18 protein-coding genes and 1 pseudogene are annotated in these 21,652 nt (G+C 52.9%); 10 read left to right on the forward strand and 9 right to left on the reverse strand.

Annotation, left to right across the window (positions count from 1 at the left end):
• Positions 1-453: 453 nt before the first annotated feature.
• The 3 genes and pseudogenes from DB847_RS21235 to DB847_RS21245 all read right to left on the reverse strand — a co-directional run bounded on the left by DB847_RS21235 (position 454) and on the right by DB847_RS21245 (position 6,691).
• Positions 454-3,542, reverse strand: a pseudogene (locus tag DB847_RS21235) (beta-galactosidase).
• Positions 3,543-3,764: 222 nt separating this feature from the next.
• A complete protein-coding gene (locus DB847_RS21240; RefSeq protein ID WP_108652461.1) occupies positions 3,765-5,282 on the reverse strand; it encodes a glycoside-pentoside-hexuronide (GPH):cation symporter in 1,518 nt (505 codons plus the stop codon).
• Positions 5,283-5,680: 398 nt separating this feature from the next.
• The gene (locus DB847_RS21245; RefSeq protein WP_108652462.1) at positions 5,681-6,691 is read right to left on the reverse strand and encodes a substrate-binding domain-containing protein; all 1,011 of its coding nucleotides are present in this window, start codon (positions 6,689-6,691) and stop codon (positions 5,681-5,683) included.
• A 254-nt stretch (positions 6,692-6,945) separates the two neighbouring features.
• Between DB847_RS21245 and galE the strand changes: the two genes are divergently transcribed.
• The 9 genes from galE (at position 6,946) to rraA (ending at position 16,578) form a co-directional block, all read left to right on the forward strand.
• Complete coding sequence (gene galE, locus DB847_RS21250) at positions 6,946-7,962, forward strand: UDP-glucose 4-epimerase GalE (RefSeq protein WP_108652463.1); 1,017 nt, start codon at positions 6,946-6,948, stop codon at positions 7,960-7,962.
• A 17-nt stretch (positions 7,963-7,979) separates the two neighbouring features.
• On the forward strand, positions 7,980-9,026 hold the full coding sequence (galT, locus tag DB847_RS21255) for a galactose-1-phosphate uridylyltransferase (RefSeq protein WP_108652464.1): 1,047 nt from the start codon (positions 7,980-7,982) through the stop codon (positions 9,024-9,026).
• A 1-nt stretch (position 9,027) separates the two neighbouring features.
• Positions 9,028-10,179, forward strand: a complete 1,152-nt coding sequence (galK, locus tag DB847_RS21260; protein WP_108652465.1) for a galactokinase — start codon at positions 9,028-9,030, stop codon at positions 10,177-10,179.
• A gap of 10 nt (positions 10,180-10,189) precedes the next feature.
• Positions 10,190-11,230, forward strand: a complete 1,041-nt coding sequence (gene galM, locus DB847_RS21265; protein ID WP_108652466.1) for a galactose-1-epimerase — start codon at positions 10,190-10,192, stop codon at positions 11,228-11,230.
• 254 nt (positions 11,231-11,484) lie between these two features.
• Complete coding sequence (gene argS, locus DB847_RS21270; protein ID WP_108652467.1) at positions 11,485-13,239, forward strand: arginine--tRNA ligase; 1,755 nt, start codon at positions 11,485-11,487, stop codon at positions 13,237-13,239.
• Positions 13,240-13,242: 3 nt separating this feature from the next.
• Entirely contained in the window at positions 13,243-13,815 is a 573-nt protein-coding gene (locus DB847_RS21275; RefSeq protein ID WP_108652468.1) for an SPOR domain-containing protein, read from the forward strand.
• An 85-nt stretch (positions 13,816-13,900) separates the two neighbouring features.
• Positions 13,901-14,425, forward strand: coding sequence for an ATP-dependent protease subunit HslV (hslV, locus tag DB847_RS21280; protein ID WP_108652469.1), 525 nt, complete (start codon positions 13,901-13,903; stop codon positions 14,423-14,425).
• A 51-nt stretch (positions 14,426-14,476) separates the two neighbouring features.
• Positions 14,477-15,808: an HslU--HslV peptidase ATPase subunit gene (hslU, locus tag DB847_RS21285; RefSeq protein WP_108652470.1), complete on the forward strand. Its 1,332-nt coding sequence runs from the start codon at positions 14,477-14,479 to the stop codon at positions 15,806-15,808.
• Positions 15,809-16,092: 284 nt separating this feature from the next.
• Positions 16,093-16,578, forward strand: a complete 486-nt coding sequence (gene rraA, locus DB847_RS21295) for a ribonuclease E activity regulator RraA (protein WP_108652472.1) — start codon at positions 16,093-16,095, stop codon at positions 16,576-16,578.
• Between the two features lie 38 nt (positions 16,579-16,616).
• Here rraA and DB847_RS21300 read toward each other — a convergent pair whose 3' ends face one another.
• Complete coding sequence (locus DB847_RS21300; protein WP_108652473.1) at positions 16,617-16,847, reverse strand: cell division protein ZapB; 231 nt, start codon at positions 16,845-16,847, stop codon at positions 16,617-16,619.
• Between the two features lie 140 nt (positions 16,848-16,987).
• Positions 16,988-17,902: a cation diffusion facilitator family transporter gene (locus DB847_RS21305; protein ID WP_108652474.1), complete on the reverse strand. Its 915-nt coding sequence runs from the start codon at positions 17,900-17,902 to the stop codon at positions 16,988-16,990.
• A 118-nt stretch (positions 17,903-18,020) separates the two neighbouring features.
• On the opposite strand from DB847_RS21305, the gene trmL reads away from it, so the two are divergent.
• Complete coding sequence (gene trmL, locus DB847_RS21310; protein WP_108653057.1) at positions 18,021-18,485, forward strand: tRNA (uridine(34)/cytosine(34)/5-carboxymethylaminomethyluridine(34)-2'-O)-methyltransferase TrmL; 465 nt, start codon at positions 18,021-18,023, stop codon at positions 18,483-18,485.
• Between the two features lie 24 nt (positions 18,486-18,509).
• Here the strand turns inward: trmL and DB847_RS21315 are convergent, their stop codons facing one another.
• The 4 genes from DB847_RS21315 to DB847_RS21330 all read right to left on the reverse strand — a co-directional run bounded on the left by DB847_RS21315 (position 18,510) and on the right by DB847_RS21330 (position 21,593).
• Positions 18,510-18,698 (reverse strand): hypothetical protein, encoded by a 189-nt coding sequence (locus DB847_RS21315; RefSeq protein WP_108652475.1) that lies wholly within the window; start codon positions 18,696-18,698, stop codon positions 18,510-18,512.
• Positions 18,699-18,918: 220 nt separating this feature from the next.
• Positions 18,919-20,268, reverse strand: coding sequence for an MATE family efflux transporter DinF (gene dinF / locus DB847_RS21320; RefSeq protein WP_108652476.1), 1,350 nt, complete (start codon positions 20,266-20,268; stop codon positions 18,919-18,921).
• Positions 20,269-20,412: 144 nt separating this feature from the next.
• Complete coding sequence (gene lexA, locus DB847_RS21325) at positions 20,413-21,039, reverse strand: transcriptional repressor LexA (RefSeq protein ID WP_108652477.1); 627 nt, start codon at positions 21,037-21,039, stop codon at positions 20,413-20,415.
• Positions 21,040-21,152: 113 nt separating this feature from the next.
• Positions 21,153-21,593, reverse strand: a complete 441-nt coding sequence (locus DB847_RS21330) for a flagellar basal body-associated FliL family protein (RefSeq protein ID WP_234418457.1) — start codon at positions 21,591-21,593, stop codon at positions 21,153-21,155.
• Between the last annotated feature and the right edge of the window lie 59 nt (positions 21,594-21,652).

Here is a 21,652-nt window from a genome sequence, read left to right on the forward strand (position 1 = left end):
TGTATACTTCCATGGAACCTCTGCTGCCGCAGCTATCATCCCTAATAGCCCATCCCAGCTCGGTGTCCATACCTCGCGTTCAATGGCTCTGTGAGCCATCTCCCCCCTACGGCAGAAGGTCGGTGACCTTGAAATCAGTACACCTTTGTATGAGCAACGGATCTGAGACATAACCAACCAAAGCTCTGCTTTTCCCCTGGGGAAAATTGACCTACAGACTGCAAGTCATGAAGCGTCCCCGGGATCAGCGGGGACGCCATAAGAGTTAGAGAGTGATTAATGACATCTGTTGTTGATGTCTGATTCAATCACCACCGACACGATGTGAATCCATCCCTGGAATCTCTACTGCCGCAGCTATCATCCCTAGCCATCTCCCCCCTGCGGCAGAAGGTCGGTTGCATTGAAGCCAGCACATCTTAAATACCGGCAACAGATCTGAAATATGACAAATTAGTGCTTGGCAGGCTTGAGGGTTAGCGAATAACAATACTCAGGCTCTTCAAGTAAAAACTCGGAGTGGACACTAGGGCTCCAGGAGTCATCTCCCCCAACTCCCATGTGGTAGCCATCTAACCTCAGGTAAAGGCGATCCTCTTTAACCAGCTCATTAGTATGCCGAGCCTCTGCGAGGTTCTCCTGACTATAGGGGCTCACACCGAAGTGAAACCACCCCTCAACCAGCAGGGAGCCGACCCTTAGGGTCTGACAGTCACAGCGCAAACCATTTTCGGTCGGGAAGATATAGTCGGTATGCATCTCCTCCAAAGATCGGGTATAGCTGCCTATATCTGCGGACAGTTTACGATCGGGGTAGTTTTCATGGGGGCCTCGACCCAACCAGCTCACCTCACGGGTATTCAGGGGTAATTCAAACTCGACTCCAACCCGCGGCAGTGAAGGAAGCTCACTGTTCCTCTGAGCCCTTATCTCAAGCTTAATCTCCCCTCTGCCATCGATCCGATACAACCACTGGCTGCTCAAGCGATGCTCACCACTGGCAAGGTACTCACGACTAACATGGACCCAGATCTCACCGCCCATCACAGAGGCATCAATGGTCCGGCATTTTGCTTCGAGTTTGTCCAGCCCAGCGGCTTTCCAGCGTTCAGCCCAGGCATTGGGGTCGATTCTGTCGACCTCACTCACCCCAATATCATTATCCAGGGGTGCCCGGTAGAAGTTATCCCTGGGGGATTGAGCAGCATCTCCTTCCCCGCAACCAGCCACTGAGCCAGGTCACCAGAGCTAGGATCAAAGGTAAGGCTAAAGCCATCACCGGTGACCCGGATCGCATCTGTGGTTGTTTCTAGCTGCGGGGCTGAAACCTCGGAGGGTTGCCACTGAGCTAACGCCCTGGCCCCCGGTAACTGAATTTGCCCGCCAGCCACACTGTACCCAGCTTTTGCCCATGAAGTATCTTCACTGAGCTGAACATCCAGGGTCAGGTAATAGCTGGCACCGGGTTTAACTGCGGGTAGCTCATCCATGAGTCTGAGAAGCTGCTTTTGTTGCGGCTCAATCTGTAACCTGGCGGTTCCTTCAGCAACCGTCTTGCCATCTTCGATAATGCTCCAACACAGGAGCTGGTTGCCGACAGCTTCAAAAAGGTTCTCAGACTGAACCTCCAGGGTTAAAGGCTCAGCATGGATAAGCCTGAACTGCAGGAACTGCTGAGCCCGTTTGGCTTCATAGGCACTGGGGTGCGGGGTACGATCCGGGAAAAACAGACCATTGGCACAAAACTGGCGATCATTGATGCTATCCCCAAAGTCTCCTCCATAGGCCCAGTAACTTTGACCCTGTTGATCTTGCTTGGTCAGTCCCTGATCGACAAAGTCCCAGATAAACCCACCCTGCAGGCGAGGGGTCTGACGAAATGCCTGCCAGTATTTATCAAAGGAGCCCAGGCTATTGCCCATGGCATGGGAGTACTCACACAAGATAAGTGGCCGCGACTCATCACTGCGGCCGATCCAGCTTTTAATCGACCACTTGGGATTTGCCTCGGTTGGCTGATCCTGATCGACCCTGGAGTACATAGGGCAGATAATATCGGTGACCGGACTGTCGGCTCCCCCGCCTTCATACTGAACCGGACGGCTTGGGTCCCGATATTTGATCCAGTTATACATGACCGCATGGTTCGCCCCGACACCCGATTCGTTTCCCAGGGACCAGATGATGATGGAGGGGTGATTTTTATCCCGCTCCACCATCCTGATTGTTCGCTCCAGATAGGCGGTGGACCAGAGCGGATCATCGGATAGCCGCCCCATCGGCTCCATGCCATGGGTCTCCAGGTTGGCTTCATCAATCACATACAGGCCATGGCGATCACAAAGCTGATACCAGTAGGGATGGTTCGGGTAGTGAGCCGTTCGAACCGCATTAAAGTTGTACTGCTTGAGCAGGCGGATATCCTGCTCCATACTTTCCCGGTCAACCGCATGCCCGCGCTCAGGATGATGCTCATGGCGGTTTACCCCCCTGAGCAGCAGCGGCTGGCCATTAAGCTTGAGTAAGCCTCCCGAAATCTCCACCTGGCGAAAACCAACATCACAGGCCTCCATATCGACAAGCTTTCCACTGCCATCATAGAGACTCAGTACACATCGATATAGGTTGGGAGCCTCCGCAGACCACTTGTGTGGGTTACTCAATTTAAGACTATGTTCAATCCTGTCATTCCAGCCTCCGCGCTCATCTTCCGCTCTCTGGTTGGTCATGGCTCTCACAGCGTCTGTCACAGGCCCGTTCTCATCAAAAAGCTGCACCGTTAAGCGATGTTCAGCAGATCCTTGAGTCAATCGTGTACACACCTTAAGCTCAGCATCCCGGTAACAGGCATCCAGCTCGGTCACCACAGAGAAATCTTCGATGCCCAGTTGTGGTTTGCTGAGCAGAGTTACATCACGGAAGATTCCGCTGAGCCACCACATATCCTGATCTTCCAGGTAGCTTGCGTCTGACCAGCGCATCACCATCAGCGCCAGCACATTCCCCCGGGGCTTGAGATAGTCGCTAAGATCAAACTCGGCAGGCAGGCGGCTATCCTGAGAGAACCCCACCCAGCGCCCATTACACCACAGATGAAAAGCGGAGCTTACGCCGTTAAAGATGATCCGGTTGGATCGTCCGGACCAGTTTTCGGGAAGATCAAACTCCAGGCGATAACATCCGGTTGGGTTTTCAGCAGGAACTCTGGGTGGGTCCACCGGGAAGGGGTACTTCACATTGGTATAAATTGGCTTATCGTGCCCCTCAAGTTGCCAGTTTGCCGGAACCTTGATCATCGTCCAGGCAGCTTCGGGACAAAAACTCTCCTCTGTAAACTTATCCGATACCTGTTCCGGGGAGTCATACAGACAAAACTGCCACTGCCCGTTTAAACTCAGCTGGTTCTGTGAACTGCCCTCATCACGAGCCTGCTTTAGATCCTGATAGCTCGCTAGTGGACTATGGGCCTGGCGGCGGTTCACGCTGGTTACCTGAGGGTTTTCCCAATCCCGGCGCGCAATTATTTCGGCAAAAGAGTGCATCTTATCTTTCCTTATCAACATCTATAAGCGGGTAAATACATTCAGCAGAGCGGCCTCACCAATGCCTAATTCATGTCAGGCATCGGCAATCCTGTATGTGATATCCCCCATATCAGGAGATCCCGTGGCCCGATGAGTAACAGGGTTAGCCACACCGAAAGAGGCAGCTAACCCTGGAATCAAAAGTCGCAACGAATGAAGATGAGTTGCGATTAAAGTCTCTTACCGGCTGGGAGCTGGCAGATCTTCTCCTGTAACCTCGTCTGAGTCTTGCTGCTCATCGTTCAGCAGCTCTTCCTGGGTCATTCCCATCTTGGCGCTTAGTTTGCCCAGTACATCCTGATGGAAAGATTCGGTCAGTTTTACCTTTTTAATGAACACGATCCCGGCGATTAAAAACAAAACCAGTGGCACAGCAAACATCACCAGTTTGAATTTCAGGAGATTGCTGGGATCGGCAGCAACACTCTCGGGAGTAGCATTGTTGGTCATAGAGACCCAGATTGCAGTCAGTCCTACGACCCCATTGGAGATAGCTCCACCCAATTTATCCAGCAGAGGTCTGACACACAGGGTAGTCCCTTCGGAGCGAGTTCCTGTTTTGAGCTGTCCATACTCCACGCTATCTGCCAGCATCAGCAGGACACAGACAAACAACATTGGGTAAGGGAAGAAGAAGAGAATATATCCAGCCATAACCATCGTCAGGCTCTTACCCGCCAGCCAGAAAATGATGAGACCTATCAGCATCACAGCGATACCGACGATGAAGACGTTCTTCCTGCCCTTCAGAAGGCGGCTCAGGAAAGGGAACAGGGCAACACTGACAAAGCCGAGAACTAAGTTGATGGTTCCGATAAGTGCAAATTTAGAGGCATCACCGAAAACATAGGTAAAATAATAGAGCAGGAACGAAGTACAGATGACATATCCCAGAGCAAACAGACCATAAGACACGGCCAGCCACAGCAGCTGATCATTGCGGATGATTGCCGAGAAAACCTTGAGGATGTTTGTCTTCTCTTCTGATTTTCTCAGGGCTGAGTTTTGCTCTTTTGACCAAATAAGGGTACAGACAGCACCTGCAAAGGAGACAACGGCCACAATCACTGCAAACGCCAGCCAACCATGCTTATCACCGATAACTGACTCTGTTCCGTGCTCTTTTGAGAAAAAGAGAACTATGGGTACTACACAAACTGCAACCGCAGCTTGTCCCAGAGTCGAACCGATCCGCGCAAATACACCGACCGACTCGCGTTTCTCGCTATCGGAAGCCAGCGCAGGAATCATCCCCCAGAAGGCAATATCTTTAAATGAATAAACAACATCAAGAATTGCAAAGATGAGTATGAAAAGGGCTATGTAGAGAAATGGATTAGAGGTGGATAATCCGCCCAGATCGGTGAATAACAAGATGATACAGATAGAACCTGAGCCACCACCCAACAGTATCCAGGGTTTAAACTTACCGAAGCGGGATTTTGTATTATCAATAATACCGCCAATCATAGGGTCTATGACCAGCTCGACAAAACGCAACACAAAAAGCATCAGGGATACGATCGCGATCATCTTGGTACTGGTACCCTGACTCATACCAGTTGTTTCAGGGTTGAACAACTGAGAGGTGATAAACATGATGAGATAAGTTGAGAGGGCTGCATAAAAAACATCATGGCCAAATGCACCACTAGAATACGCAGCAAGTGTTTTACGAAATCCTTTAGTATATTTCATACTATCCTTTCCCACATAAAATTATGAAAGTTTTCCCATGACAGCAGTACCTTCTTCCCTGCGTATTTCTGGATCCATCCAGGCAAATCGACTCGTCATCACCGGCAACAGCTGGCTCATCCAAAATTGAATGCATATTTCAACGATGGGCAGTGTAGCGACTCCCTGAAACGAAAACGGTGAAGAAGGTCACAAAGTGTAAACGTTTACCCAGAGGCCCCGGCTAAAATGAGATCCATTTCACTCAAAAATGTCGCACAAAAAAGGAATTTGAGTATAAAAGACAGCCAACACGGCTAATTTGGATACAGACTTGCTAGCCAGATAGTTCATATCCGGCTAATAACTGATAATGTCGCAGGAGTCAGGTAAAACGCTTACACAAGAGGTGTAAACCCTCAAATGCGGGGAGGCATAGCTACCGAATAGCGCTTGATCAGGGTTGGTACATAGAGGCGGCTATGGTTGGTTGCGACTTGCTTGTTCTCTGCCAGGGCTAATGCCTGGTGAGCACACTGGGCAGCCATAATCGCAATTGGATAGCGCATAGTGGTGAGTTTAGGTCTGAGATAACGGGCAAAGATCACATCATCGAAGCCGATCACTGACACATCTTCGGGCACACGATAACCATTATCGGTCAACACAGAGATAACCCCGGCAGCCATGGCATCGTTATAGACAAAGACCCCGGTCAGGGGCAGGCCCTTCGCCAGCAGATTGAGCATCGCCTGCTCTCCTCCCTCTTCATCGGGCTGTGTGTACTCCACCAGCTCCGGATTAAAAGGAAGATCTGCCTGCTCCAGGGCTTGCCGGTAACCGGCGCAGCGGCTTAGAGTGTCATCAATCTGATGATTGGAGCTCACGTGGGCGATCTGCCTGTGGCCCAGCTCCAGCAGGTGGCGGGTTGCGATCATCCCCCCCTTGCTGTTGTCCAGGGCAAAGCAGCGCCCCTCCAGCTCGGGGATCATCCGGTTAATCAGCACCATCCCGGGCGCCCGCCTGGCATATTCTATGAGCTCGGCATCACTGAGGGCTTTACTGTGAATGATCAGGGCATCGCTGCGCTGCTCACACAAGAGCTCCAGTGCCTCACGCTCCATCTGCTCCTGGTGAAAGCCACTACATACCAGTAGCTGCTTATGATTATCCCGGGCAACCTGAGAGATGGCATTGACCATGGCGCCAAAAAAAGGATCGGAGACATCTGCCACCAGCACCCCGATACAATCACTGGTTTGATTCACCAGAGCCCTGGCATAGGCGTTCGGCCGGTAACCTAATGACTCCATGGCCGCCATCACAACCTGCCGCGAGCTTTCACTGGCCTTGGGTGAGTTATTGATGACCCGTGATACTGTCGCAACAGACACATTCGCCAGCCTGGCGACATCCTTGATGGTTGACACGAACAAAGCCCTATATGTAATCGATAACAAGGGGTGGATTATCCTGCATTGTTGGCAGTTACTCCAGTCATAAGCTGCACTTGTCGCCTCAGCTTCCACCATTCCATAGCATTTTTTGCACAAGATCACAGTTTAAAACATGGCTGGAAAAGCCACTTGCCTTGCAAGTGTAAACGTTTACACTAGACAGCAATTTCAACTCTCAATGATTCCGGCTAAGCTACGGCTTTTGGTTCCCTTCAAGGAGTTATAGCATGGAAAAAGTTCTGGTCACCGGCGGTACAGGTTATATAGGAAGCCACACCTGCCTTGCCCTGATAGCGGATGGCAAGCAGCCCATCATCATAGATAACCTGTGCAATAGTAAACCCATTGTCCTGGATCGCATTGAAACCATCAGTGGCAAGCGTCCTGTTTTTTATGAAGGTGATATTCGGGACAGAGCCCTGCTGGATCGGATCTTTGAAGAGCATCAGATCCAAAGCGTTATCCACTTTGCTGCTCTCAAGGCGGTCGGTGAGTCGACCCAGGTTCCCCTTCGCTACTATCAGAACAATATCGCCGGAACCCTGAACCTGCTTGAAGCGATGCAGGCTCATGGGGTTAAAAGCTTTATCTTCAGCTCCTCAGCCACCGTCTACGGTGATCCTGCATCTGTGCCAATCACCGAGGAGTTTCCACGCAGTGCGACCAACCCCTACGGCCGCAGTAAACTGATGATTGAGGAGATCTGTGAAGATCAGCTCAAGGCTGAGAATGACTGGAGCATCACCCTGCTTCGCTACTTCAATCCGGTTGGCGCTCACGAATCAGGAACTATGGGTGAAGATCCCAGCGGGATCCCCAATAACCTGATGCCCTATATCGCCCAGGTGGCCATTGGTCGTCGCGACGCCCTCAGTGTATTTGGTAATGACTACCCCACAGCCGATGGAACCGGGGTCAGGGATTATATCCATGTCATGGATCTCGCCGAGGGACATGTGAAAGCCCTCAACGTCTGCAGCGCCAAGCAGGGGCTGCATGTGTACAACCTGGGAACCGGGCAGGGATACAGTGTCCTGGAGATGGTCAAGGCCTTCTCTGACGCTGCTGCACGCCCCATTCCCTATCAGATTGAGCCTCGCCGCCCCGGTGATATCGCCGAGTACTGGGCCAATCCGGCCAAAGCAGAGCGAGAGCTGGATTGGAAGGCCAGCCGCACGCTTTCACAAATGACGGCTGACAGCTGGCGCTGGCAGTCTCAAAACCCCATGGGTTATGAAGAATAATCGTTAAGGAATGCATTATGTTTAATCCGGTAGATCATCCACACCGCCGCTATAATCCACTTTTACAACGCTGGGTTATCGTCTCTCCCCACCGCGCCAAACGCCCCTGGCAGGGGCAGATCGAGGAGCCGGATCAGAGTGCCCGACCGATGCACGACCCTGAATGTTTTCTGTGTGCCGGAAACATCCGCATCAATGGTGAGAAAAACCCGGACTACACAGGGACCTTCGTGTTTGGCAATGACTTTGCGGCCCTGATGGATGACACACCGGATGCTCCGGTTTCTGAAGACCCTCTGTTCCAGAGTCAAACGGCCCGGGGCGAGAGCCGGGTGATCTGTTTTTCACCTAATCACGCCAAGAGCATGCCGGAGCTCTCAGAGACCGCGATCGGCCAGGTCATCGAAACCTGGTGTGAGCAGGTCACGGAGCTGGGGCAAAAATACCCCTGGGTCCAGGTCTTTGAAAACAAGGGATCGGCGATGGGCTGTTCCAACCCACACCCTCACGGGCAGATCTGGGCCAACAGCTTTATCCCGAGTGAAGTAGCCAGTGAGGCGCAAGCTCAATTAAACCATTTTAATGAGCATGGCACCCCCATGCTCCACGAATATGTGCAAAAGGAGCTTGCGCGCCAGGAGCGGATCGTGGTCGAAACCGAGCACTGGGTCGCACTGGTTCCTTACTGGGCAGCCTGGCCTTTTGAAACCATGCTGCTCCCCAAGGCACATGTGACACGTCTGACAGAGCTCAGCGATACCCAAAAATCCGATCTGGCGATTGCACTGAAGAAGCTGACCAGTCGCTATGACAACCTGTTCCAGTGCTCCTTCCCCTATTCCATGGGGTGGCATGGAGCCCCCCATACCGATGAGTCATCAACACACTGGCAACTGCATGCTCATTTCTATCCGCCCCTGCTGCGCAGTGCAACCGTGCGTAAGTTCATGGTGGGCTACGAGATGCTGGGAGAGTTGCAGAGGGATCTGACCGCCGAACAAGCAGCCGAACGTCTGCGCAGTGTCAGTGATGTGCATTACACACACAAGTTTCAGGAGAGATAAGATGGCACCTCTACAGCGAGTGAAGACAATTTTTCAGGAGATTTTTTCAAGTGCGCCGGCGATGCTGGTTCAGGCCCCGGGGCGAGTCAACCTGATTGGTGAGCACACAGATTACAATGATGGTTTCGTCCTGCCCTGTGCCATCGATTTTCAGAACTGCATCGCCATCGGCCCCCGCGATGATGGCCAGCTGGTCGCCATTGCCGCCGACTACGATAACCAGAGTGACGAATTCGATCTGGGCTCAGAGATCCCCAAACATGCTAACCAGCTGTGGAGCAACTATGTTCGCGGCGTCTGTCATCACCTCAAGGCCCGGGGCTACGCCCCCGGCGGTGCCAATCTGGTGATTTCGGGAAATGTCCCTCAGGGGGCAGGACTAAGCTCATCTGCGGCCCTCGAAGTGGTGGTGGCTCAGGCTCTCAACGAGCTTTATCAGCTCAATATCCCCAAACAGGAGCTTGCGCTGATTGGTCAACAGGCCGAGCACACCTATGCTGGCTGTAAGTGCGGGATCATGGATCAGACCATCTCTGCGATGGGCAAAGAGCACCATGCCCTGCTACTGGACTGCCGCTCCCTGGAAGGGCAGCTGGTCTCTATGCCGGACGATCTCTCACTGCTGATCATCGACTCGAACGTTGCCCACAGCCTGGTCGATGGTGAATACAACGCAAGACGGGCTCAATGTGAAGCCGCGGCACGCCACTTCGGGGTTCAGGCGCTGCGAGATATCGATGAAGATCAGCTGAATGCACGAATTGATGAGCTGGACTCGGTTGTTGCCAAGCGTGCCCGTCACGTGGTCACTGAAAATGCCCGCACCCTAAAGGCTGCTGAGGCCCTGAAAAACCGCGACATGTTATTGATGGGGCAACTGATGGCTCAATCCCATGCTTCGATGCGCCATGACTTCGAGATCACGGTCCCGGAAATTGATGCTTTGGTGGATATAGCTAAAGAGGTGGTTGGAGAGCGCGGTGGCGTGCGCATGACTGGCGGTGGCTTTGGAGGCTGTGTGATCGCACTGGTTCCTGAACAGCTGGCCGATGCGGTTCAGTCTGCGGTGGAAGCCCAGTACCCCGAGCGAACCGGACTGCAACCTCGGATCTTCCGCTGCCGGGCATCTGCCGGCGCCGGACGGGTTGAGTGAGGAGCAGATGATGAATCAATCCAGGGAACAGGTTTGGCATTCAGACAGCTTCGAACAGCCGATTCACCACTTTGAGCTCAATAACGGTCAGGGACTCAAGATGCGCGCCATGGAGCTTGGCGCGACTATCACCTCTGTGACCCTTGAGGTTCAGGGGGAGACTCGGGAGCTGGTCCTGGGTTGTGACACCCTTGAGGACTACCTCAGCCAGGAGGTTTACCTGGGAGCGACTGTGGGTCGTTATGCCAACCGCATAGCCAATGCCAGGATTAACGATGGTGAGCAGGAGTTTGAACTGAGCATCAATCAGGCACCTCACTGCCTGCACGGTGGCGTTGATGGTTTCCATCGCCGCCACTGGCAGGGTGAACAGCTCGATGCTGCCTGTGTGCGCTTTAAGCTCAGCTCAGCCGATGGGGATCAGGGATTCCCCGGAACTCTGGACGTCAATGTCACCTACCGCCTCACCGAGGATAATCGACTGAGTATCGAGTACCGGGCGACGACCGATAAACGCACCCCGGTCAATCTCACCAACCACAGCTACTTTAATCTCAATGGCTACCCGGGTGATTGTCGCCGCCACACAGTGCAGTTGCAGGCGAACCGGTATCTGCCAATCAATCAACAGGGGATCCCCCTGAGCACCCCAATTAGCGTCGAAGGTTCTATGGAGCTGCGCTCCCCGGTTCAGCTCAGCCAGCAATGGTTGCAGCATCCGCAGCTAAAGCTTGCCCGGGGCTATGATCACTGCTACCTGCTGGATCGCGAAGCGCACCAGGGAAAACCTGCAGCCATCGTCAGCAGCGATGATGAGAGAGTGACGCTCTATTTTTATACGGATCAACCCGCGGTGCAGTTTTATACCGGGAATTACCTGTATCCGGCCCCGGCCCGTGCGGGTACTCACTACCAGAATCACCAGGGTTTCTGCCTGGAAGCACAACGGGCACCGGATGGCCCTGCGCATCCGGAATATAGCGGCGATGTCTGGTTAAATCCCGGCGACACCTACCGCCAAACCACCCAGTACCAATTTCTGGTGAGATAAAGTCATCCGCTGAAAATCTCCCTGATGGGATCTGCTCTGGCAATTTTAGGGGCTGATCCCATTTTCATCTGGACAGCTCGCCTCATGATCAAGTAAAAATGGGGCGTCTGCCTGCATTACCATCCCCTCCCGGGATGTTCCAAAGGGCAGCGTCTCAGTGGAATTCCCCGAAGCGAACCAGTACAATTCAGCGCTGGGTGATTATTTACTCACTGAGTTATCTATCTACTATTTTCACTTTCCGGTGGTCAACAATGAAAGAGCATATACAACATCTACTTGAACAGGCCGTTTCAGCACTGAAATCCAAAGAGATCCTGCCCGCTGATATCGCACCACGCATTCAGGTAGACCGATGTAAAGATCGTGCTCACGGCGATCTGGCCACCAACCTGGCACTGATCCTGGCTAAGCCTGCAGGTAAACCGCCCAGGACTCTGGCCGAGGCGATTATCGAAAACCTGCCCTCCTCCGACCTGGTGGGTAAGACAGAGATCGCAGGCCCAGGCTTCATCAACTTCTTCATGGATCGCGGCTATCTGGCCCGGCAGGTCGAAGCCGTGGTCAAGGATGAGCACGCCAATGTGCAACGTCCTGAAAAAGTCCAGACCGTGGTGGTGGATTACTCCGCGCCGAACGTTGCCAAAGAGATGCACGTGGGTCATATCCGCTCCACCATCATCGGTGATGCGGTTGTGCGTACCCTGGAGTTCCTGGGACACAAGGTGATCCGCGCCAACCACCTGGGAGACTGGGGAACTCAGTTCGGCATGCTGATCGCTCATCTTGAAGATCTGCAGAAACAGAACCCTGACTCTCTGAACATGGAGCTTTCCGATGTGGAAAACTTCTATCGGGAGTCCAAAAAGTGCTACGACAGCGATCCGGCCTTTGCCGAAAAAGCGCGTAACTATGTGGTGCGCCTGCAAGGAGGCGACCAGGACGTCTTGGCGATGTGGCAGAAGCTGGTGGATGTAACCCTGGAGCAAAACTCCAAGGTTTATGATCGTCTGAATGTTTCCCTGACCCGTGACGATGTGATGGGTGAGAGCATGTATAACCCAATGCTGCCGGCCATTGTCGAGGATCTTAAAGAGCGCGGCATCGCCGTCGAAGACGATGGTGCCCTGGTGGTATTTCTCGAAGAGTACGCCAACAAAGATGGCCAGCCGATGGGTGTTATCATCCAGAAAAAAGATGGCGGATTCCTCTACACCACCACAGATATCGCCTGTGCCAAGTACCGTTATGAAACCCTGGGCGCAGACCGGGTGCTCTATTTCATCGACTCACGTCAGCATCAGCACCTGATGCAGGCCTGGACCATAGTTCGCAAGGCTGGCTATGTGCCTGAATCTGTACCTCTGGAGCACCATGCCTTCGGGATGATGCTGGGTAAAGATGGTCGTCCGTTTAAGACTCGCTCCGGCGGCACCATCCGCCTGTCTGATCTGCTGAACGAGGCCCACGAGCGGGCAACCAATCTGCTGGAGAGCAAGCTGAGCGATCTGAGCAAAGAGGAGCGCGATGAGATTATCGAGGCGGTAGCCATAGGTGCGGTTAAGTATGCGGATCTCTCCAAGAACCGCACCACGGACTATATCTTCGACTGGGATAACATGCTGGCCTTTGAGGGCAATACGGCACCTTATCTGCAGTACGCCTATACCCGGATCCAGTCGATCTTCCGTAAAGCGGGTGTTGATGCAAACTCCCTCACCGGGCAGATTGTTCTCAACGCAGATGCCGAAGATGCGCTGGCACAGAAGCTGACCCAGTTCAACGAAGTGGTGCAGAGTGTTGTCGCCAAAGGGATGCCTCACCTGCTGTGTACCTACCTCTATAGCCTGTCCGGGGCCTTCATGAGCTTTTATGAGGCTTGCCCAATCAATAAGGATGGTGTCAGCCCTCAGGAGAAAGAGTCCCGCCTGCTGCTGTGTGCCGCAACCGCCAAGACCCTGAAGATTGGCCTCGAGATGCTGGGGATCAAGACTCTGGAGCGTATGTAATCTATGGCGACCAAGGATTATGTCCGCCGCGGTAAAACCTCCAGCAAGAAAAAAAAGGGCGCTTCACGGCGCCCCACCAAAAAACGGAATGCGCCACAGCGGCGCATTCCCGTTATAGCGATTCTGATCGCCGTTATCCTGGTTGGTGCTTTTGGTTATGGCCTGTTCTGGCTGGGACAACATAAAAGCTCCACGCCTCAAACCAGCGAACTCAAGCCCCAGGCTAAGCCTCCCAAGAAAGAACTCCCTAAGCCTCCGGCTGAGCACTGGAGCATTGCCAGGCAGCTTGAAAACAAAGAGGTCCAGGTTGTGGTACCGGAGCAGCCTAAACCTCCTCATCCCTACCAGATGCAGTGTGGCTCATTCCGGGTCGAAAAGCAGGCTGAAACACTCAAGGCTCGAATCGCCTTCCAGGGGCTCAGCTCGCAGATCCTCAAGAGCAAGAGCAGCAAGGGTGGTTACTGGTATCGAGTTGTGCTTGGCCCCTACCCGCGCAAGCGTGAGGCACAAAATGATCAGCACAAGCTTCAGCGAGCCAAAATCTTCGGCTGTGCAATCTGGTATTGGCAGGGTTGAAAAACCCAGCCTCCATCCTCATGTTAGATAGAAACTATCCCTCCAGCAGGATTAAGGCGCTGGAATCAACACTGAGAGGCTTCAAGTGACTACTATTGTTTCAATTCGCCGCGACGGCAAAGTAGCAATTGGCGGCGATGGCCAGGTTTCCCTGGGTAATACCGTAATGAAGGGTAACGCTCGCAAGGTCCACCGTTTATACAATGGCAAGGTGATCGCAGGCTTTGCCGGCGCGACTGCTGATGCTTTCACCCTCCTGGAGCTTTGTGAAGCCAAACTCCAGGCACATAATGGAAATTTGGAGCGAGCCGCGGTATCTCTGGCCAAAGATTGGCGTACCGATCGCGCGCTGCGTAAACTCGAGGCGATGCTGGCGGTCGCCGATAAGGACAACTCTTTTATCATCACGGGTAATGGTGATGTCGTATCCCCGGAGCAGGATCTGATTGCGATCGGCTCGGGTGGTCCTTATGCCCAGGCTGCGGCCCGCGCTCTGTTTGAAAATACCGAGCTCAGCGCCAAAGAGATCGTCGAAAAAGCCCTGACTATTGCCGGAGACATCTGCGTCTACACCAACGGCAACCAGAATATCGAAGAGCTAACCAATTAAGCGCGGGCAGTGCCTCGCACTGCCCTGCCTGCAAATACAGGATTTCAAACCATGTCTGAAATGACTCCCAGAGAGATTGTCCATGAGCTGGACCGCCACATTATCGGCCAGAATGATGCAAAGCGCGCCGTTGCGATCGCCCTGCGTAACCGCTGGCGCCGGATGCAACTTGAGCCAGAGCTTCGTCAGGAAGTCACGCCCAAGAATATCCTGATGATCGGCCCTACCGGTGTCGGTAAGACAGAGATCGCCCGCCGCCTGGCAAAGCTTGCCAATGCTCCCTTTATCAAGGTTGAGGCGACAAAATTCACCGAGGTTGGCTATGTGGGCAAAGAGGTTGACTCCATCATCCGCGATCTGACCGATGTTTCGATGAAGCTGACCCGTGAGCTGGAGATGGAGCGGGTTCGCTATCGCGCCGAAGAGAATGCCGAGGAGCGCATCCTCGATGCCCTGCTGCCAACACCTAAAGACAACTGGAACAAGGACGAGAAGCCGAGCAACGACAATACCCGTCAGATCTTCCGTAAAAAGCTGCGTGAAGGCCAGCTCGACGATAAAGAGATCGAGATCGAGCTGTCACAGCCTCAGGTCGGCGTTGAGATCATGGCACCTCCGGGCATGGAGGAGATGACCAACCAGCTACAAAGCATGTTCCAAAACATCTCTGGTGGTGGCACCAAGAAGGCCCGCAAGCTGCGGGTTAAAGATGCTCAGAAGCAGCTCATCGAAGAGGAAGCGGCCAAGCTGGTCAATCCCGAGGAGCTCAAAGAGCTGGCTATAGCTGCGGTTGAAAACCACGGTATCGTATTTATCGATGAGTTCGATAAGATCTGTAAGCGTGGCGAGAGCAGTGGCCCGGATGTTTCCCGTGAAGGGGTTCAGCGCGACCTGCTGCCACTCATTGAAGGTTCAACCATCAATACCAAGCATGGCATGGTGAAAACCGACCACATCCTGTTTGTCGCCTCCGGCGCCTTCCAGGTGGCCCGTCCATCGGATCTGATCCCTGAGCTGCAGGGACGCCTGCCAATTCGTGTCGAGCTCTCCGATCTGACCAGTGAAGACTTCGTGCGGATCCTGACCGAGCCAAATGCCTCGCTGACCGAACAGTATCAGGCACTGATGAAGACCGAATCGGTCGATATTGAGTTCACCAAAGAGGGAATCGATGCCATCGCCAAGGCGGCCTGGACTGTGAACAAACAAGCCGAAAATATCGGAGCTCGCCGTCTGCATACCGTCATGGAGCGCCTGATGGAGGAGATCTCCTATGATGCCTCGGAGAAATCTGGTGACACCTTCATCATTGATGCAGAGTATGTCGACCAGCACCTGGGAACCCTGGTTGAGAATGAAGATCTGAGCCGCTTCATCCTGTAAACCTCAGGAGCCATGCTCTTTGGCATGGCTCTTTCTTCTGCCCGCACTGGCGATTTTTATCCCACTACCCCCCCTTTTCATCCTCCTCAAATACCTGGCTCTTAGCACCTCTCAGCAGCAACTCACTTTTAGCCTCATAAGTCGCAAAATCTTACCCCTTTTTGTTCTATGTCAGCATCTGATACGACAGATGGCGGGAAAAACAGCCTAGCCGTTGAAAACACTTTTGAAGCCTTTATACTGGAGATCAGAGTTTTCTGGGTCCCAATACGCGAGGGCTGATAATGGAATACAATACTTCTGAGCTTTGTGATACCTATCTTGATATGGTCGATGTTGCCGAGCCCATGTTTACCACCTTTGGTGGACGAAATTCATTTGGCGGTATCATCACCACGGTAAAGTGCTTTGAGAGCAATGGGTTGCTATCTGAAGTGGTTCAGGAGAACGGTGTTGGCCGGGTGCTGCTGATCGATGGTGGTGGCTCGCTGCGCAGAGCGTTAATCGATGCCGAGATCGCTGAGATTGCCACTGAGAATGGCTGGGAAGGGATTGTCTGCTACGGCTGTGTGCGTGAAGTTGACACCCTGGAAGAGCTGGATATAGGGATCCAGGCACTGGCATCGATTCCGGTTGGAGCCGATAGTGAGGTGAGTGGAGAGCGGGATGCGGCGGTCAACTTTGCAAGCGTCACCTTCTTGCCAGAGGATCACCTGTATGCCGATACCACAGGCATCATCCTCTCGCCCGAACCCCTTGATATTGAATAACTCATACAAAAACGCCAGCTAATGCTGGCGTTTTTGATTTACACATTCTCTTCGACCTGTTCAATTTTTCCCAACAGGGCATGCAGACGCTCTTGCCAATGGTTGTGCTCATTGCGCATATGATCGTTTTCGTTACGCATGTGCTCATTTTCCTGGCGAAGGTGCTCATTCTGCCCACGCAACTCTTCAAGCTCCATTTGGAGTAGCGAAATGGTGTCAACTGCCGCCTGAACCTTAGCTTCCAATTTTTCAAACACTTCGAAAGACATAATGAATTCCCACCTGTTATTGCTTGACCAATAAAATTCCCTGTATCTATGCAGGATACCTATTACTCATGGCCTCAACAAGACTCCATGAGTAATCGATCGTTAAAAAATCCGAGCTACTTCAATGTTTAAAGCCATGGCTAGGCTCGACTCCCCCAATGCCCCTGATTACGCAGCTCTTTGGGAACTACAGAGAGAGGATCCATGTGGACAATCACATCGGCCCCGGGAAACTCCTCAAGCACCCGCTGCTCCACCCTGTCGGCAAGCGCATGGGCCTCCAGCAGAGGCTGGCTGTCATCAAGCTCTAAGTGGAACTGGATAAACCGGGTCGGCCCCGCCTGGCGGGTCCTGAGATCGTGAACCCCATAAACACCCTCAATCCCGGAGGTTAACTCGAGGATCCGCTTTTGCTCCTCTTCGGGAAGCTCCCTGTCCATCAGGGACTGGGCTGCATCATAACCGATCTTCAGTGCACCATAGAGAATATAGCCCCCCAAGAGCAGGGTGAACAAACCATCGGCCCACAGCCAACCAAAATAGGAGAGCGCCAGAGCCAAAAGTACCCCAAAATTCAAAAAGAGATCCGTCTGGTAATGCAACGAATCAGCCTTGATCATCAAAGAGCCGGTCCTCTTGATCACATAACGCTGGAAAGACACCAGGATCAAGGTTGCTACGACAGAAAATAGCATCACTCCCATGCCAGCTCCCAGATGAGAGAGCGGCTGAGGCGAAATTAGGGATGAAATCCCATGGATCACCAGAAGAACCGCCGAGCCACTAATGAAGGCAGACTGGGCCAATACAGCCAGGGATTCGACTTTACCATGACCGAATCTATGATTTTCATCGGCGGGGGTCATCGCAAAACGGATCGCTAAAAGGTTAATCAAAGAGCCGGAGATATCCAGCATGGAATCGGTCAGAGCTGCCAGAATACTGGCCGCATCCGTGGTAAACCAGGCGATCAGCTTAACGACGATTAACACTGCAGCCGTAAGGGTTGCAGCCCAGGCCGCTGATTTGACCAGGCGAGAGTATTGCTGCTCCACAGCAGTGCTCCTCTTAGAAAAAATGAAAAGCCGATTATACCCCTATCTGGCTAAGACCTTCCATTTCTCTCACAAGCTGGGTATGCTGCTGAGCTTTCATTTCGACAGTAAAAACCTCATGTTACAGATTGCCCTCTACCAACCCGAAATCCCACCCAACACAGGGAATATCATCCGGCTGTGTGCTAATGCAGGTTTTGCTCTGCACCTGATAGAGCCACTTGGATTTGACTGGAATGAAAAACGGGTACGTCGGGCGGGCCTGGATTATCATGAATTCGTCAATGTTAAACGCCACAAAGATTATGAAAGTTTCCTGCAGGATGTTGGCCCGGCCCGGATCTTTGCCTGTACCACCAAGGCGACCCGCTATCACCACGAAGTAAATTATCAAGCCGGCGATGTCTTGCTGTTCGGACCGGAAACCCGGGGCCTACCGCCAGAGATCAGGGAGTCTTTACCCCCGGAGCAGAGGGTACGTATTCCGATGAAGCCGGATAGCCGGAGCATGAATCTCTCCAACGCAGTTGCCGTGTTCGTGTATGAAAGTTGGCGCCAGCTTGGGTTTGAGGGAGCGATTTAAGCTCCCAGAGTTGCGAGAAGGGGCTCACCAGAGCGCGAAGATGATCGCAGCAAGGATGCAGAGCAGGGTAAACACGATATCAAAGAGTCTCTCGCCTTTTCTGACAGGCTTTTTATCATTGGCAGGCTTTTTGGCTTTCTTATCCTGAGGAATAGGTTTGCCTGCCGGGTCGTTCTCTATGACCTCTTTGGTTGCTTTATCGGGCTCTGCCACTGTCCACACTCCTGTATCCAGAGAAACAAAACGCCTGCTTCTGGTACAATTTTAGCCCAGACCCATGGGTCAGCACACCCAAAAATCCTATTGTTTTTAAAGCTCAGCTAACGCTGCCGGAGATGCTCTGAAGCGGACCGCTTTTCACACAATAAACTCAGGAAATACAATGCGACCGCTCTAATATAAGGAGCTTATGTCACCGCCGCCTTACCGAAGCCTAAGCCAAAGAAAGCTGGTTAAAGCGCCGCTCTTTGCGCCACAGGATAAGCGCCATACTCAGACCCCTTCCTAGCATAAAAGCACTCATCGCCGCCCACAGAGCATGGTTTCCATAGCTACTCAGGAGCCACCATATCGGGAAGAAAAAGCAAGTCGTCGCAACCAGCATCGCATTGCGCATCTCCTTGGCCCAGGTAGCCCCGACGAATACCCCATCGAGAATAAAGCACCAGGCACTTAGCATGGGGATCGCCACCAGCCAGGGCAGATAGAGCTCGGCGTTGTGCTGTACCTCTTTGAGGCTGGTAATAAGGCCGATCAGGAGATCACCTCCCAGGCCATAAACCAGCGAGAAGCCGATCGCAACCAGGCCACCCCAGAACAGGTTGAGGATCACCACCTGGCGAAACTGAGATCGCTTTCCCCGACCCAGGGCATGGCCCGCCATCGCCTCTGAGGCATAGGCAAAACCATCCAGACCATAGGAGATAAACATCAGAAAATTCAGCAAAATGGCGTTGGCGGCAACAATATTGTCACCCAGCGCCGCACCCTGCATCGTCATGAAAGCAAAACAGAGCTGCAGGCACAGCGAACGAATGAAGATATCCCGATTCAGCCCCATCATCAGCAGAAGCTCCCGACCACTCGCCAGCTGTCGCCAGAGCTTCTCCCCGAACTCTTTCCATAGGGGCGAAAGCATGCGAGAGCAATAGAGCAGCGCAAATGCTAATCCACAATAGTCAGCCAATACTGATGCAGAGGCACTGCCCGCAACCCCCCAGCCAAGCCCAATCACAAACCAGACATCCAGCACTATGTTGACCAGATTGGTAAGGATCAACAGCAGCATCGGCCCCCGGGCGTTTTGCATGCCGATCATCCAGCCCAATAGGGCAAGGTTTGCCAGGGCAGCCGGGGCGCTCCATACCCGGATCTTAAAATAGATTTCGGCATAGTGGCGAACCTCAGTACTGCCTCCCGTCAGCTGAAACAGCCAATGAGCCAGGGGCCAATGCAGCAATAAGATAATTAGTGCCAGCACCAGTGCAACCAACAGTGAGCGCCCCAGGATCAATAGCTGCTGACGTCCATCACCTGCCCCTAGCGCCTGAGCGGTCAGCCCTGTGGTGGACATCCTCAAAAAGCCCAGCAGCCAGAACAATAGGTTGATCACCATCGAGCCCACTGAGACTCCCCCCAGATACCAGGACTTATCCAGATGGCCGATTACGACCGTATCCGCCAGTCCCAGCAGAGGCACGGAAACACTGGACAGTACCATGGGCAGAGCGAGGGAAAATACCCGCCGATGGGCAGATTTTTGAACAAACCAGCTTGGAAGCATGCAAAGAGTATCCTGGAAACTTACCGGGCTCGAAAGAGGGCGCATAAAAAACCGCCAGATCATAGCGGTTTCATTGCCTGATGAAAAGGCGATGGGGCCTGATAGCCCCAAAGAGATGGAGTGCCTGAGATTTGGCTTGAAGCTTTACATCCAGTCGGCGTTTCGAATGATGCCCACAGCCAGCCCCTCGATGGCCAACTCCTGCACACTGAGATCTACGATAATGGGATCGAGTTCTTCATTTTCGGGATGAAGCAGCACCTCGTTTCCTTTACGCTCAAAGCGCTTAACCGTGACATCTTCACCACCAACCCGGGCCACCACTACCTGGCCATTTTGTACATCCTGTGTTTTATGCACCGCCAAAAGATCCCCATCCATGATCCCGATATTCTTCATACTCATCCCATGTACCCGCAGTAAAAAATCGGCGCGGGGTCGAAACAGGCTCGGGTCAACCTGGTAGTGAGACTCAATATGCTGCTCCGCTAAAATTGGCTCTCCGGCGGCTACCTGTCCGATTAGAGGCAAGCCTGACTCACTGTCGGCCTCCAGCTCTTCTCCAAGCAAACGGATCCCACGTGAAGTACCGGGAACAATCTCGATCATCTCTTTGCGGGCCAGGGCCTTGAGGTGTTCCTCTGCAGCATTGGCGGAGCGAAAACCAAGCTCTCGTGCAATCTCTGCCCGGGTCGGAGGCATGCCGGTTGCCTGAATATGCGATCGGATCAGATCGAGCACCTGAGTCTGGCGGGGAGTTAGTGGTCTCATCACAGCCTTTTCAGTAAGTTATGAGCTATATACTGTGAGTATATACAGTAGGTTTTAAATGGCAACGAAAAAACCCCGCAAATCATTGCGGGGGGCTCCACTCAATTCATCTGCTACTGGTAGATATACTTGGTGAACAGCAGCTCACTAATCAGTTTTTTGCCTGTCTCCTGAACCAACAGCTCGTTGAGCTTATTCTTACACCTGAGGCGAAACAGCTCTCGCTCCTTGAGGGACCTTGCCTGAGTCGCCGTCAAACTACCCAGCATCTTGATCAGGGCATCTCGAAGCAGCGGCTCGTGGGTTTCTACGGCGGCGAGAGCAGACTTGTTGTCCACCATCACCTCAACCGTAACCCTGACATAACCCAGGTGCTTTCCCCTGGAGATGTAATTGGTGATGATATCGGGACGAAATGCAAAGTAGGCATACTCTTTTTTTCCACCCGATGTCTCTTCGGCAGCCGGGGCAACCTCCTCTTCAGCATACACATAGGAAACCGGGGGGATGGCAAACAGCATTAGCAGAGCAAAAGAAAAGAGTGCGGCTTTCATCATCAACAATCCCTTAATTATCTTCCCACTACTTTAGTGTTGGTGCCCCAAAGATAACC

Source organism: Dongshaea marina, assembly GCF_003072645.1.
Classification (GTDB): Bacteria; Pseudomonadota; Gammaproteobacteria; order Enterobacterales; family Aeromonadaceae; genus Dongshaea; species Dongshaea marina.

What these genes read in the sequence shown, in the direction of transcription:
- lexA (WP_108652477.1), bottom strand. Translation starts at nt 21,039, where the DNA reads ATGAGACCACTAACTCCCCGCCAGACTCAGGTGCTCGATCTGATCCGA.
- DB847_RS21330 (WP_234418457.1), bottom strand. Translation starts at nt 21,593, where the DNA reads ATGAAAGCCGCACTCTTTTCTTTTGCTCTGCTAATGCTGTTTGCCATC.
- hslU (WP_108652470.1), top strand. Translation starts at nt 14,477, where the DNA reads ATGTCTGAAATGACTCCCAGAGAGATTGTCCATGAGCTGGACCGCCAC.
- galM (WP_108652466.1), top strand. Translation starts at nt 10,190, where the DNA reads ATGAATCAATCCAGGGAACAGGTTTGGCATTCAGACAGCTTCGAACAG.
- DB847_RS21300 (WP_108652473.1), bottom strand. Translation starts at nt 16,847, where the DNA reads ATGTCTTTCGAAGTGTTTGAAAAATTGGAAGCTAAGGTTCAGGCGGCA.
- galK (WP_108652465.1), top strand. Translation starts at nt 9,028, where the DNA reads ATGGCACCTCTACAGCGAGTGAAGACAATTTTTCAGGAGATTTTTTCA.
- trmL (WP_108653057.1), top strand. Translation starts at nt 18,021, where the DNA reads ATGTTACAGATTGCCCTCTACCAACCCGAAATCCCACCCAACACAGGG.
- DB847_RS21275 (WP_108652468.1), top strand. Translation starts at nt 13,243, where the DNA reads ATGGCGACCAAGGATTATGTCCGCCGCGGTAAAACCTCCAGCAAGAAA.
- DB847_RS21240 (WP_108652461.1), bottom strand. Translation starts at nt 5,282, where the DNA reads ATGAAATATACTAAAGGATTTCGTAAAACACTTGCTGCGTATTCTAGT.
- galE (WP_108652463.1), top strand. Translation starts at nt 6,946, where the DNA reads ATGGAAAAAGTTCTGGTCACCGGCGGTACAGGTTATATAGGAAGCCAC.
- rraA (WP_108652472.1), top strand. Translation starts at nt 16,093, where the DNA reads ATGGAATACAATACTTCTGAGCTTTGTGATACCTATCTTGATATGGTC.
- argS (WP_108652467.1), top strand. Translation starts at nt 11,485, where the DNA reads ATGAAAGAGCATATACAACATCTACTTGAACAGGCCGTTTCAGCACTG.
- galT (WP_108652464.1), top strand. Translation starts at nt 7,980, where the DNA reads ATGTTTAATCCGGTAGATCATCCACACCGCCGCTATAATCCACTTTTA.
- dinF (WP_108652476.1), bottom strand. Translation starts at nt 20,268, where the DNA reads ATGCTTCCAAGCTGGTTTGTTCAAAAATCTGCCCATCGGCGGGTATTT.